The sequence below is a fragment of the Candidatus Paceibacterota bacterium genome, from assembly GCA_035452965.1.
Lineage (GTDB): Bacteria > Verrucomicrobiota > Verrucomicrobiia > Limisphaerales > UBA8199 > UBA8199.
In genome coordinates, this window is record DAOTCE010000016.1 from 24841 (window position 1) to 38514 (window position 13674).

Genomic DNA, 13674 nt, shown 5'->3' on the forward strand with positions numbered 1-13674 from the left:
GCCGTGCCGTGCACAGCAGGTCAGCCCTACGCGCGATGGTGGGCCACCCAAACCAAGCGCAGTCCTTCCAACGTTAGCAGCGGGTCCACGCGCGTGATCTCCGGCAGCTTTGAGGCAAGCAGCCGCGCATAACCGCCCGTGGCCACCACCGGCAGCCGACGCGCCTTGAGTCCACGCTTCAGCTCCGCGATCAGTTCCCGCACCAACCCCCGGTAGCCGTAGACAGCCCCCACGAGCATCGCCTGCTCGGTGCTCTTGCCGATAGGGTTCCTGACGTCGCGAATCCGGATGCGCGGCAGCAGCGCTGTCTTCTCGTGCAGGTAATCGGTCATCGCCGCCAGTCCGGGCGCGATAACGCCCCCCACGTAGTCACCCCGCCGGTTCACCACGTCGATCGTCACCGCCGTCCCGAAATCCACCACCACCACCGGGGCGCCAAAGCGCGCGCGCGCCGCCACCGCGTTCGCCAGCCGGTCCGGCCCGATGGTCCGCGGGCGCGGGTAATCAATACCAACACCCCGCAGTGTCTCCGGTGTCAGCTCCAGGCACCGCGCGTGCCACATGTGCTTCACCATTTCGTGCGCCAGCGGCGTGGCCATCGGCACGACGCTGCAAACAACCGCCCCTTTGATCCACGTGCGGCCGGTGAGATTGACTACTCCTTTCAGCGCCGTGTTATGAAACCAGGCGGCAGTCGGCATGTCCGCCTGTTTCACCACGCGCCGGGCATTCGCCAGCCCGAGGTGGGTGTTCGTGTTCCCGATATCGAACAGCAGGATCATTTCTCCACTCTCACATCTCCCCCCACCACGCGTTCCAGCCGGCCATGCTCCGTGCGCAGCAGCAGCTCGCCGTCCTCGCCCAGAGCCTCCGCACGACCGCGCATCCGACGTTCGCCCATACTAATAACCACTTCGTGGCCGATGGTCGTGCCGTGCTCCTCCCACTCGTCCGCCAGCGCCCCGAATTCGCTCGATCCCACCCGCGCGTAATCGCGATCCAACTCGCGCAGGATCGCCACCGCCAGGTCCGGCCGCGAAACCGCCTTGCCCAGCTCGGCCTTCAGCGACGTTGCCACCTTGCGCAACTCGGGCGGAAAGTCGGACGGGCTGAGGTTCACATCCACGCCAATGCCGAGGATGACATACTTGATGTGGTCCAGCTCGGCGCTCAGTTCCGTCAGGATGCCCGCCGCCTTGCGCCCGTTAACCAGAATGTCGTTGGGCCACTTGATCCTCGCCCTTAAACCCGTCTGCCCCTCGATAGCCCGGCGCAGCGCCGTCGCTGAGGCGATGGTCAACCGCGTGGCCTCCTGCGGCCGCAGGTCAGGCTGCAGCAGCACCGAAAACCACAGGCCGCCCTTCGATGGCGACATCCACTTCCGGCCCAGCCGTCCCCGGCCCCGCGTCTGCGACTCCGCGAACACCACGACCCCCTCCTTGACGCCATCGCGCGCTAGCTTCTCGATCACGTCGTTGGTGGACGTGGTCTCCTGGAAGACGCGGATGTCCCGCCCGATCACCTTTGTCTTGCCCAAACGCGAGATTAGATCGTCGGCGTGCAACACATCCGGGGCGTGCAACAGCCGGTAGCCCCGGTGCGGGCTGGCCTCAATGTCATAGCCGAGCGAGCGCAAGTCCTCGATCCGCGCCCAGATCGCCGCGCGGCTCACCCCAAGCTCGTGGGACAGCTCCGCGCCGGAGACAGCGCTGTACTCGGCGGCGCGCAGTGCCGTCAGGATTCGAGCGTCAAGGTTCATGGGAAGAGCAGCTCAAACCTCGAAGTCGAGCCCGATATCCACTGAACGCGCGGAATGCGTCAGCGCCCCAACTGAGATGAAATCCACCCCGGTTTCAGCGATGGCGCGAACGCCGGGCAGAGTCACGCCCCCGCTGGCCTCGGTCAGCGCGCGGTCCTTGCACTTCTGCACCGCCAGGCGCAATTGGACCAGGTTCATGTTGTCCAGCAGAATCATATCGGCGCCCGCGGCAACGGCTTGTTCGACCTGCTCCAGAGAATCGGCTTCGACCTCCACCTTAAGCTGCGGATACCTGGCCCGCGCTCGCTCGACCGCGGCGGCAATGGCGTTGGGCGACTCGTGTCTTAGCGCCGCCAGGTGGTTGTCCTTGATCAGCACCATATCAAACAGGCCGAGGCGATGATTCTTCCCGCCACCGCACGCGACCGCGTACTTTTCCAGCCGCCGCCAGCCCGGCGTGGTCTTGCGCGTGTCCAGAATCTGCGCCCGGGTGCCGCGGACAGCCTCAACGAACTGGGCGGTCAAAGTGGCAATGCCGCAGAGACGCTGCAGGAAGTTGAGCGCGACGCGTTCGCCACTGAGCAAAGCACGGGTCGGACCGGAAATTTCCAGGATAGGCTTGCCTTCCGCCAACCGCTGGCCGTCCTCGGCAAGGCGGGCAATCTTCACCGAAGCAGACAACGCTTGAAATGCGCCTTCGGCCAGGGCCAAGCCTGCCACCACCAGCGACTCGCGCGCTCTCATCGCCGCCTTGGCCTTGGCGGTTTCCGGCACAGTCGCCAGCGTCGTCACATCTCCGCTGCCTATGTCCTCCGCCAGAGCGGGCATGACCACGCGATGAATCTCATCTGCCAACCACGGTTCCACGCCAGCAAGATGGAGGAAAGCAAGGGAAAGCAAAAGCCCGTAGTTGCGGGCATCAACAAGACCTTTGACGAGAGCGGCCTGGCTTCGCAATATCGGCTGATGCGCACGCGTTTTGTTTGGTCAAGCACGTGGCTGGCCCTGGCAATGTGGGCCAGCCTGAGCTGCGGTCTGTTCGCTCAAACCACCCCGGCTGGCAAGCAACCGCCGGAGGTGCGTTGGGCGAAAGCGATCGGCGACTTCGAGGCGGCTGATCGAACAAATCCACCACCAAAGGATGGGGTGCTGTTTATCGGCAGTTCCAGCATCCGACGTTGGACGAACATCGCTTCGGCCTTCCCGGGACACAAAGTCATCAACCGCGGCTTCGGCGGGTCTCAACTGGCGGATTCAGTTGCGTTCGCGGGCCGGATTGTCACGCCCTACAGGCCGAGACTGGTCCTGCTTTATGCGGGAGACAACGACATCGCGGGCGGCAAATCGCCGGAGACAGTCCTGGCCGATTTCAAGGCGTTTGTGGGGAAGATCCATGCGGCGCTGCCGCGCACGCGGATAGGCTACATTGCAATCAAGCCGTGTCCGTCGAGGGAGAGATTCCTGGATCAGGTCAGGAAAACCAATCGGCTCATCCGGGACCACTGCGGCACAGATGAGCGGCTGGTCTTCGCGGATGTGTTCACACCAATGTTGACCGCCGAGGGCAAGCCACGGGCAGATTTGTGCGTCAAAGACATGCTTCATCTCAATGAGCAAGGTTACGAACTCTGGGCCTCGGTCCTCCGGCCGTTGGTGGACAAGTATGCGGGACCGGGAGGCGGCGGCAGCCAGCCTTGAGCCAGCGGGAACACGCGGCTTATGGGCGTTGGCGGCATCATTTTCATCCTCGGCCTGTTCTTGCTGCTGGTCATCGCCGGGGCCATTTATTCAACCATTGCCGCGCGGAAGCGGCGCGAGGAGCTGCTCGAATTCGCTACCCGGCTGGGGCTGGATTTCCGCCCTGGCAATGATTACGAACTGGCGAAACGCTTTGGCTTTCTCAACAAGCTTGCCCAGGGCAGCAACCGTTACGCCTTCAATGTGCTCTCCGGCGGCTACCGGCAGAACCAGGTGCTGGTGTTCGATTACCACTACGAGACGCACTCCACCGATTCGAAGGGCCATCGGCGCACGCACCATCACTACTTCTCGTTCTTTATCCTGCTTCTGCCGGTGAGTTTTCCGGAGCTGAAGGTCACGCGCGAAGGCTTGCTTTCCAAATTCGCCCAGGCGCTCGGATATGACGACATTGACTTCGAGTCGGCAGAGTTCTCGCACGAGTTCTGCGTGCGGTCCAAGGACCGGAAGTTTGCTTATGACGTCTGCAACGCGCAGATGATGGAATACCTGTTGGCCAACCGCGACCTGAGCCTTGAAATCGAAGACTCTGCCCTGGCGCTGGCGTTCGATAAGCGCCTCTCCGCCGCGCAGATCGAAGGCAACCTCCAGCGGCTGCTCGAGATTCGGTTGCGCCTGCCCGATTATTTGTTTACCAAGACCTGATGATGGCGGCGTTGATCATGTTGTTCCTGATCGTGTTGTTGCCGGTGGTCTGGGTCATCGTGCAATACAACTGGCTGGTCAGCCTGCGCAACTACATCAGCGAGTCCTGGAGCAACGTGGACACCGAACTCAACCGCCGCTACGACCTGATCCCCAACCTGGTCGCCACGGTCAAAGGCTATGCCGCGCACGAGAAAGAGGTGCTGGAACGGGTCACGGAGCTGCGCGCGCGCTGCGTGTCCAACCACGGCTCGCCCGGCGACCAGGCTAAAGACGAGGTCCAGCTCGTGGACGCCTTGAAACACTTGCTGGTGCTGGTGGAAAGCTACCCCCAGCTCAAGGCCGACCAGCACTTCCTCAAGCTGCAGCAGGAGTTGATTACGACTGAAAACCGCATTCAGGCCGCCCGCAGGTTCTACAACGGGAACGTGCGCGCCTACCGCAACAAGTGCGAAACCTTCCCCAGCAATTTGGTGGCACAGGTGTTCGGCTTTCAGTCACACGAATTCTTCAGCGTGCCCCCCTCCGTCAGGGAAGTCCCGGACTCTGAGTTTGCGCAATAGCACCTGCTTGGGAACGGGTGTATGTCTCCCCAAGCCCACGACTCCAACCGCGTGATTTAGCGAATCCAACCTGACCAGTATCGGCTAGCCTGATCTCACCGGGCAGGGCGGCTCAAGACCTGCGCCAGAAGTCGGGTGTATCCAGCCAAGTCCACCCCCGGCCGTCCCAACTACTGGCTCCCCCCACCCCCCTGGCCTGAACCACCCATCGCCCAAGCTAACTACGGCATTGGGACGGTGCCAATCCGGCGGGATCCCGGTGTGGTTCCCATGGGGGTCGGGCCCCATGGGAACCACACCGGGGTATAACGGGTGTCACAACGTTGTCGCACCGGGGCGGCTATTCGGCCCAAGAATAGGGGTTTGCGGCAGCAAGACAGCAAGCCAAGCTCAAGCTGCGCGGGCAAGTTCACCTTCCTCCCAAGAGCCCCGCGCTCTATATTCTGCTTGTCTGCGCGCGAGACTCCGCGTAGTAGCAATACCATGTCAACTATGCGACCTGCTCTGCTTCACGGCATAACCCGGCGGCAATTTCTTTATTATTCCGCGCTCGCCGCGAGCGCCACCACCCTGACGGGTTGCAGCGCGCCCCGGCCCCGCCGGCTCTCAGCCACTGACAAACTGAACATAGGGGTCATCGGCGCCGGCGGAAAGGGCGCCAGCGACACAGAGTGTTGCGCGGGGGAGAACATTGTCGCGCTGTGCGATGTGGACGAAAGGGCAACCGCCGCCCGGCGCGCCAAGTATCCGAACGCCAAAATCTATCAGGATTGGCGCAAGATGCTCGACCAGGAGAAATCGCTCGATGCGGTCGTCGTGTCCACGCCCGACCACACGCACGCCATCGCCGCCGCAACGGCCATGCGCCTGGGCAAGCACGTCTACTGCCAGAAACCGCTGACGCAGACGATCTACGAAGCGCGCCTGCTCCGCAAGCTGGCCAAGCAATGCAATGTCCGCACCCAAATGGGCAACCAAGGCAGCGCCGAAGACGGTTTGCGGCGCACCGTCGAGATCATTCAGGCCGGCCTCATCGGGCCGGTGCGGGAGGTCCATGTGTGGACCAACCGGCCAATCTGGCCGCAAGGCATGGATCAGCCTCCGGGGTCTGATCCCGTGCCTGACAGACTCGATTGGGACGGCTGGCTTGGGCCGGCTCCCCTGCGCCCTTACAAGGCCGAATGGCCCGAGAAGCCGATGAGCGGCGGGCGGCGCCGGCGGGGCTCGATCTACCATCCGTTTGCGTGGCGTGGCTGGCAGGACTTCGGCACCGGCGCACTGGGCGACATGGCATGCCATACGGCGAACATGCCTTTCCGCGCGTTGAACCTGGGTTATCCGACGGAGGTTGAAGCAACCTCCTCAGCCATCAACCGGGAGAGTTACCCGCTCAAGTCCACCATCCGCTTCCAGTTCCCCTCCCGCGGCGACCAACCGCCGGTCACCTTTTGGTGGTATGACGGCGGCGACCCCAAGCCTGACCATCCCTACGATCACGACGGCAGCAACAAACCCCCTATGGAAGTCGTCGCGGATGTCCAGGAGATGATGGACAAGATCCCGGGCAGCGGGTGTCTGCTCGTCGGCGACAACGGCAAGCTCTTCTCGCCCGACGACTACGGCGCCCAGTTCTTCCTCAAGTTAAAGGGGGAAAAGGAACTGACCGATGGCAAGACCCACCAGGCGGTGAAGAATATCCCGCAGACCATCCCGCGCAACCCGTTCCAAGGCACCGCGGACCAGCGCCATCACCTGGAGTGGATTGCCGCCTGCAAGGGCGGGCCGCCCGGTTATTCGGACTTCGAAATTGCGGCTTACCTGACTGAGATTATTCTGCTGGGCTGCGTTGCTCTGCGTGCCGGCAGGAAGATCGAGTGGGACGGGCCCAACATGCTCGCAAAGAACGCCCCCGAAGCGGCACAGTTCATCCGCCGCAAACCTCGAAAGGGCTGGGATTTCTAACTAGCCGTGCGGTGGAATGGCCAGTCATAAGTCTGGTCCAGGCCATGGACCCAACGTTGCATCAAGCTCTCGGCTTCAAGCAAACGTGGCCGATGGCGGTGAAGTTGATCTCCCAAGAGAACGCGCACCACGTTATATTAAGCCAGTGCCTCTGTTACTGCCGGCGGTAGAATTTCCCCCACATCTCCTTCCAGACGCAGGGTGACCTCCGGCAACTCATCGTGGTCGGTCGGGCCGCGATTGATGATGACATATGGCATGCCCCGGTTGGCCGCCACCAACGGAATGTCCGCGGCAGGATGAACCGACAGCGTCGAACCCAGCGCCACCACCAAGTCGGCAGCCCTGGCGGCAGCTTCCGCCCGGTCCAGGTCTTCGTTGCGCAGGTTCTGGCCAAAGCTGATGGTGGCTGGTTTGAGGAAGCCGCCGCATTCGCAGACCGGCGGGAGGTGCGTCTTGCGGAAATACTCGAAGTGCGCCGCGGGGTCCGAGCGCCGACCGCAGGTTTGGCATTCGACGAGGCGGTTCGTGCCGTGCAGTTCGATCAACCGCTCCGCGGTCGTGCCGGCCCGCGCGTGCAGGTCGTCTATATTCTGCGTCACCACCGCCTGCACCTTGCCCGCCCGATCAAGGCGCGCGATGGCTTCGTGCGTGGCGTTCGGGCGCGCGTCCCGAAAGGCCTCCCATCCCTCCAGCTTGAAATCCCAGTGCTCGATGCGCGCCGCTTCCGAGCGCATGAAATCATGGTAGTAAACCGGCTGGCGGCGTTTCCAAACCCCATCCGGCCCGCGAAAATCGGGAATGCCGCTGCCGGTGGAGATGCCCGCGCCGGTGAAGAGCAGCATCTTCCTCGAACCACGCAGCAGTTCAGCAAGTTTCATTTCTGGAGTGTCCATTGACAAAGTTGTTGACCGTATTGCTTGAGCGGCGGCTCGCCATGACGCGCGACGTAATCGCTGTCAATATAGACGGCGAAAGTGGTCACGTGCCGTATGCCGCGGCGGCCGTAGGTGTCCAGATCGGCAGACAGCACTTGCGGATCAAACGGCACTCTGATGGCGGGCTTCTTCCACTTGGAGAACAACGAGGCATCGAGCCAGTATTCGAGGCATTGCGCGCTCGCCGCGCCAAACACCTCTAGGTTGGCGTCCAGCATTTCGAACTGCTCCCGGGTTTTGGGGTCGTCGGCCCGCTCGAACGGCACGTCATAGCGGCGATGGATGGGGGCGAATTCGAGGAAGATCCCCGACGCAGGTTTAACCTGCCTGGGAGGAGGTAGCGTGTTGTGATACGCAAGGTGAGCGACCTGGGCCTTGGCATCCACTTTGCGGAGAGCCTCCAGAATGCGATTCTCGACGAGGAGCGCCTGGTCGCTATCGCTCAGGCCGACACATTCCGGACAGCGGCACCACGGGCAACCATCGTCGCCCCAGTAGAAGTAGCGGCCGGTGGTGGGGCGAAGCGTCTGCGCCAGGGCGACGGCGTTGTCGGCCACGATTTGCATCGCCGGATCTGAGTGAACGCACAAGTTCCATTCACGCACCCGCTTCCCCTTGTCGTCCATGCGGTAAAGCCGGGGAGCGCGGTCAAAGTACTCTCGCGGCAGCAAATCCTGCATGGCGTGCAGCTCGTACTCCACGGCCAAGCCGAGTCGGCGGCAGCTTGCGAGGAACTTTCGGCCCGGCTTCGAGCGGATGTAATCGGCCAGCAGGCGCGCCGACCTCGGCGCATGTAGCGCAATAGTGTTTACCCCCGCCGCCTTCGCCCGCTTTGGCCAATCGGCGAGAGTTAAATCCTCGACCGTGAGGACCACGCCCCGCGTGCGGAAAACGGGCTCCCCGAGGCCTCGGCTGGCGGCATCGGCAATGGCGGTTTCTCCCAGCACCAAACCGCCTGCTAAAACTTCCAGAAACCGCCGCCGGGTAAGAGACGCCGGGCAATACGCGTTCATGTTGGGCCGGGCCGCAGTCATTTCTTTGACCAGAAATCCATGACAAACACGTCATCCAGCAGCGGGCCGACCAGCTTGCCGAAAGCCTTGTGCTCGGGGTGGGGCAGGTAGTTGTCGAGGTCCGCCTGGCTCTTGAACGTCAGGATGAAGCAGTGCGTGAAGCCCTTATCCTTCTTCTCTTTGCTGACGTTGGTGCCCCATTCGAAGGCCGCGATCTGGGGAATGCTCTTTTTCAGCGCTTGGAACGCCGCCTCGACTTTGCCGATGTCCTGCGCCGTGGCGGTGCTCTTGAACTTAAAGCAGACAACGTGCTGCAATTTGTCGGCAGCGCGGGCATTCGTAACCAGCGCCATAGTGAGAAATGCGATTAGAATTGTGGTGAATGCTTTCATGCAGGCTGCAGCCTATCCGGCTTGGCCTCTCTTGGGCAAGCAAATGGTCAGATCAGGCGCAGCGTGATTGGCTCGCATGCCGCCAAAGCGGATGCGTTGTGAGCGTTCATGCTGGTTCGTATTCGGTCCTTGGGAGTGCCTGGAATCGGGACAGTGTGCCCCATAGCCGCGTACAGCGTGCGCCGCCTGCGCCTTTCGGAGCGGAGGTCCCGCGGCATCTAATGTGCTCATTTCGCGTCGAAATGAAATCGGCTATCCTGCCCTCCACAGTCTTGATTGGGTTGCTAGCGATTCAGGCCGCGCCGCTCAACGCTGAAGAATCGCAAACGCTGGCAAACTACAAGACGTTTGGCGCAGGTCTGATGCTGGGTGAACCGACCGGAGTGAGCCTAAAGTACTGGCTCTCGGACGCGTCCGCCGTTGATGCGATGGCGGGACTTTCTTACGATGACAACGATCTCAGCTTCCACACCGACTATCTCTACCACTTAGACGACCTTGTCCAACTCGATAAGAACAGGCTGGCCTTCTACGGCGGCGGCGGCCCCCGTTACAGGGCACGGAGTCACAAGAACGACCTGTTTGGCACCCGAGCCGCAGGCGGTGTAGCCTATATCTTTGGTAAAGTCCCGATGGATATCTTCCTCGAAGTGGGGCCGGTGCTTGATCTGACACCAGACGCGAAAGTGCGTTACACGGCAGGGATCGGGGCGCGATACTGGTTCTAAGGCCCCAGCACAAATTCAGGGAGATTCGCCGCTCGGGCTTACAGGCCCAATTTGCTCAACTCGGCCTCCAGCGCCATTCTGAATTGCTCCAGATCGGAATTCGGCGGCCGGTAACCGGATTGATGGGGTGCTAAAGCCAGTTGGCCTAGTTCGTTGATTTGCCACGCGGCTGTGTTACCGTCGCTGAACGTGACCTTGCCGCTTACCACCGCGCCGGGACGGGCGATCTGGTCCACGACTAAAGACACTCTCCCGGGACCGCCTGCGGGCGGGGCTGCCTTTGACCCGGCTGGGCCGATCCGCGCCCCCGGGACAGGCGTGCCCGCGGGCGGCGTTCCGGCAGGTGTGGTTAGCACGGACTCGATAGGCTTGGGCGGCTCTGCGTCCTTGGGCGTCAACTTCAAGTCGTCCACCAGGAGGCGCACCTCCATATAGGTCAGGCGCACGCCCAGGTCGGCCGCCAGACGGTTCTGTATTTCGGACAGCTTCAGACCTTGCCTGATCCACTCCGCCACATTGCTCCGTTGTGCTTCATCCAAGTTCATAATCCGTATCGCACATTATTCGCGGTGATCGCCCGCTAATTCAACTCTTGTTTTGTGCCGCCCGCCATGAATTGAATCTTGTGTTGGCTGCTGCGTTGCGATGAGTGGGAGAAACCGCACACTTCCACCTGCGCAAGCCGGCTTTGTCGGGGGTCCCGGCCAGCCAGAAGCTCAACCTTGCCGGGCACCCTTCGACGGCTGGAGTAACTTCCGTCTTCAGCGCACCTGGACGCGGAAGAAACGGGACGCGCCCGTGGCGGCGCCAACGGCTTGTGTAAGCACACCATCCACGCCGGCGAGGGCGGCGCCGAAGTTGCTCCAGGTCGCCGACTCGCCCAAACCGTCGCTCTGCAGCAACTGATATGTCCTCCCCGCGCGTGCGGTCCAGGCTAACTGCGCTTCGCCGGCGGCCTGAACGAACCCGGTGATCTTGAAGCTGGAGGTGTCATCCCGCGGGTTCGTCCCGGCGACAAACTCGGCCAGGTTGGACAGACCATCGCCGTCGGCATCATCGCCCGCCCGGGAGAAGTCCTCAGCCTGACCGATCGCGTGATCGAAGAACGCCAGCCGCCACCAGTCGGGAATGCTATCGTTGCCGCTGTAGAGGTCGGCAAGCTTGCGGACCTGGATACCGGAGACGCGAGCGTTGTCCACGACCGGAGTGAACAGCACTTTTAGCTGGGCGTTGGTGACGGCATTGGTGAAGACCAGGGTCAACGGCAAGTTCATCCCGCCGGCGGTGGCATAAATGTCAAAGTCAGTCAGCACCTGCCGCCCCTGGATATAGGCGTCGAAGACCCGCTGGCCAGCGCTGCTCCAGTAAGTCTCGGCTTCAAGCATTGTGACTTCATAGGTCCCCACCGGGCAATCAAACTGGTAGTAGAACCCCTCTGATGATGTGCTATACCGCTCCCGCTGGTAAAGCGATTGCGCGGCGGCGCATACGCCGCTAATCGTGTTAACGAGCACGCCGGTCGTGCCACCCAAATGTCCGCAGGAGCCAACGCTATAAGCCTGATCACGCATCCAGACATTGCCGGCGCAGTCCGTAACGTTCGAGGAATTGCCGCCGCTGATGCGCTGGAGGTAGTCGCCGGGCACATTCAAGAACCGGACGTTCACAGAGTTGGTAGCCGAGATATTGCCGGACGAGTCTGCCGCGCGCACGGCAAGGAGATGGGAGCCATTCAGGAAGTTGGAAGTACTCAGGAGGCAACTCCACGTATTGGTGCCGGAAGCCAAGACCCACGCGTTGGTGTCCAATCGGACCTCGACCTTCTGGACGGCGAAGTTGTCAGCGGCCGTGCCGGTAACTGTGAGATTCCCGCCCACCAAGCTCTCATTAGTCGGGGTCTGAATCAGAACCGTTGGCGGCGTAAGATCAATATAGGTCGAGGTGCCAGTCCTGTAGCGGGCCTCGAAGCCGGCGTGAAAGGCCTTGCCAGACTCCGCACCCTGCGCGGTGGCAGCCAGACGCACAGTAACGAAGGTCTGGGCAGGAAACCCCGCGCCTGCGGGGGTAAAGGTCAAGGTGTCGTTGGCTGATGACCACGAGAATGCGCCGCTCACAGCCGGCAGCGTCGAGAACGCGGACACAACGCTGCCGGTGCTCATCGGCTGGCTAAACCGGATGACAACGGGCGCAACCGTGGCGGCGTCCGTAGAATCGTGCGCCGGAGTGATGCTGGTGACCACGGGATCGAGCAGGGCCCACTGCGATTCCGCGAGGAACAACTTGGCCGACATGCCCGGCACCGAGATGGATGGCGTCTGCGGCCCGGCGGTCACGGTGGTAGTCTCGTTGGTGTCGAGCAGATTTACCAGCGTGGTGCCCGCCGGATAGACCGTAGAGCGGGCCGGGAGTGTTTGACTTGAGGTCGCGGTGTTCAACACCACAAGGACCTCTTGCGTGCCAAGCCGGCGAGCATAGGCAAACAGCCCCGGACCGTCTGGGTCGTTCCAAAGGTTCACATGGGAACCCGTGAGCAGCGCAGGATAGAGTCGGCGGAAATTGTTCAACCGCGCGACCCACTGGAACAGCGGGTGCGCCATGTTGAAGTTGTCGCCCAGCGAGGGGCCTTGCTCGAATTGGCCGTCGAACATGTCTTCTCGATCGTAAGGATCATTGCCCCCGTTGAAGGCCTGCTCCGTGCCGTAATACAGGCAAGGAATGCCGCGGGCGGTGTAGAGAAAAGCCAGGGCGACCTTGAGCCGCTCCGTGTTGTTGTTGGCCTTGCCCGAACTGAGAAAACGCTCCTGGTCGTGATTGTCCAGAAACGTCACCAAGCGGTTGCGGGCCGAAGCATCATAGTTAGCGGCGAGGGCGGCATAACGGCTTTCGATCTGCGAGGTGCTGCCCGAGGCTGTGGCGAACACGTTGTTGACCGCGAAGTAGAGCGGATAATCCAGCACCGAATCCAGCTTGAAAGGCCCTCCGCCCTGGGTGCCGGTGTAGGAGCCGCACTTGGCGTTCGAGCCGTCGAGAATCTCCCCGAACATGAAGAAGTTTGGTTTCCCATTGGTTGCGGCCCAGGCATGTATCGCCGGGCACCATGTTTGCCAAAAGCCCATCTCGACGTGCTTGACGGTATCCACCCGGAAGCCGTCGAACCCGGCCTGCCCGATCCAGTACCGGTAAATCTCCACCATGCGCGCACGCACGTAGTCCGATTCGGTGTTGAAATCGTCCAAACCGCTGAGCTCGCCGAGTTCAGCCTGGTCCTGGTTGCCGTAGTCATGGATAAGGCCGTTGTTGTGAAACAGATCGGTGAGGTTTGGATTGGCGGCGTTGGTGTTGAAGGGGGCGGGGTATTGTTTGGAGCTCCAATGGCGCAGATTGTAGCCAGCCGGCGGCGTCTTGAAGCTGTTGAAGTAGTTTCCTTCGGAACTGCCGATCAGGTCTCCACCGTGGTTGACGATGACGTCGTTAATGACCAGCAATCCACGGGCGTGGGCGGCGGCCGTGAACTGCTGCAAGTCCGCCAGCGTGCCCCAATGCGGTCCCACTTGGTAGAAGTCACGCCCGGCGTAACCGTGAAATTCGCCGTTGGCGTTAAGCACGATGGGGGAAATCCAGATCGCGGTGGCGCCGAGTGACTTGATATAGTCGAGCTTTTGTTCCAGGCCCTTGAAATCGCCACCATGCACCGACGTGCCAGAGCTGCCGCCGGGATTGTAACTGCCCTCCGCGTTGTTATTGGAGGAATCGCCGTCGAAGAATCGGTCCGTGACAACGTGGTAGATGCTCTGACTCTGCCAAAACTCAGGGGTTTGGTCCGCTCTCGCAGCCAAGGCGAGCAAGGTCAGCGCGAAGTTGAGGCTTGCCCCAACGGCGCCCGGCCAGAATTTGGCAGTTCGCTTCAATGTAGTCG

Annotated in this window: 13 protein-coding genes; 5 read left to right on the forward strand and 8 right to left on the reverse strand. The window is 61.8% G+C overall.

All coding sequences use genetic code 11. The features are described 5' to 3' along the window. Positions 1-26: 26 nt before the first annotated feature. Genes P5205_13135 through nadC form a run of 3 tightly spaced genes read right to left on the reverse strand, consistent with a single transcriptional unit; the run spans position 27 to position 2587 of the window. Positions 27-782: a type III pantothenate kinase gene (locus tag P5205_13135; GenBank protein ID HSA11305.1), complete on the reverse strand. Its 756-nt coding sequence runs from the start codon at positions 780-782 to the stop codon at positions 27-29. After that, on the reverse strand, positions 779-1759 hold the full coding sequence (locus tag P5205_13140) for a biotin--[acetyl-CoA-carboxylase] ligase (GenBank protein ID HSA11306.1): 981 nt from the start codon (positions 1757-1759) through the stop codon (positions 779-781). Before P5205_13140 ends, P5205_13135 begins: the two co-directional genes overlap by 4 nt. A gap of 12 nt (positions 1760-1771) precedes the next feature. Then, positions 1772-2587: a carboxylating nicotinate-nucleotide diphosphorylase gene (gene nadC / locus P5205_13145; protein ID HSA11307.1), complete on the reverse strand. Its 816-nt coding sequence runs from the start codon at positions 2585-2587 to the stop codon at positions 1772-1774. A 9-nt stretch (positions 2588-2596) separates the two neighbouring features. Between nadC and P5205_13150 the strand changes: the two genes are divergently transcribed. The 4 genes from P5205_13150 to P5205_13165 all read left to right on the forward strand — a co-directional run bounded on the left by P5205_13150 (position 2597) and on the right by P5205_13165 (position 6687). After that, positions 2597-3457, forward strand: coding sequence for an SGNH/GDSL hydrolase family protein (locus P5205_13150; GenBank protein HSA11308.1), 861 nt, complete (start codon positions 2597-2599; stop codon positions 3455-3457). Between the two features lie 21 nt (positions 3458-3478). Further along, positions 3479-4162, forward strand: a complete 684-nt coding sequence (locus tag P5205_13155) for a hypothetical protein (protein ID HSA11309.1) — start codon at positions 3479-3481, stop codon at positions 4160-4162. Beyond that, positions 4162-4725, forward strand: coding sequence for a LemA family protein (locus P5205_13160; GenBank protein ID HSA11310.1), 564 nt, complete (start codon positions 4162-4164; stop codon positions 4723-4725). Before P5205_13155 ends, P5205_13160 begins: the two co-directional genes overlap by 1 nt. Positions 4726-5217: 492 nt before the next feature. Beyond that, positions 5218-6687 (forward strand): Gfo/Idh/MocA family oxidoreductase, encoded by a 1470-nt coding sequence (locus tag P5205_13165; protein ID HSA11311.1) that lies wholly within the window; start codon positions 5218-5220, stop codon positions 6685-6687. 137 nt (positions 6688-6824) lie between these two features. On the opposite strand, the gene P5205_13170 is transcribed toward P5205_13165, so the two are convergent. From P5205_13170 to P5205_13180, 3 genes are read right to left on the reverse strand one after another with little or no spacing between them, the layout of a single operon-like run. Then, entirely contained in the window at positions 6825-7568 is a 744-nt protein-coding gene (locus P5205_13170; protein HSA11312.1) for a Sir2 family NAD-dependent protein deacetylase, read from the reverse strand. Continuing rightward, positions 7565-8659 (reverse strand): DUF4838 domain-containing protein, encoded by a 1095-nt coding sequence (locus P5205_13175; protein ID HSA11313.1) that lies wholly within the window; start codon positions 8657-8659, stop codon positions 7565-7567. Before P5205_13175 ends, P5205_13170 begins: the two co-directional genes overlap by 4 nt. Then, on the reverse strand, positions 8656-9030 hold the full coding sequence (locus P5205_13180) for a Dabb family protein (GenBank protein ID HSA11314.1): 375 nt from the start codon (positions 9028-9030) through the stop codon (positions 8656-8658). The genes P5205_13175 and P5205_13180 overlap by 4 nt, the downstream gene beginning before the upstream one ends. Before the next feature lie 242 nt (positions 9031-9272). Between P5205_13180 and P5205_13185 the strand changes: the two genes are divergently transcribed. Beyond that, positions 9273-9758: a hypothetical protein gene (locus P5205_13185; GenBank protein HSA11315.1), complete on the forward strand. Its 486-nt coding sequence runs from the start codon at positions 9273-9275 to the stop codon at positions 9756-9758. A 38-nt stretch (positions 9759-9796) separates the two neighbouring features. On the opposite strand, the gene P5205_13190 is transcribed toward P5205_13185, so the two are convergent. Together P5205_13190 and P5205_13195 are read right to left on the reverse strand one after the other, a co-directional pair. Beyond that, positions 9797-10303 carry a hypothetical protein gene (locus P5205_13190; GenBank protein ID HSA11316.1) on the reverse strand — a complete coding sequence of 169 codons (507 nt, stop codon included), beginning with the start codon at positions 10301-10303 and terminating at the stop codon, positions 9797-9799. Between the two features lie 216 nt (positions 10304-10519). After that, positions 10520-13666, reverse strand: coding sequence for an alpha-amylase family glycosyl hydrolase (locus tag P5205_13195; GenBank protein ID HSA11317.1), 3147 nt, complete (start codon positions 13664-13666; stop codon positions 10520-10522). Between the last annotated feature and the right edge of the window lie 8 nt (positions 13667-13674).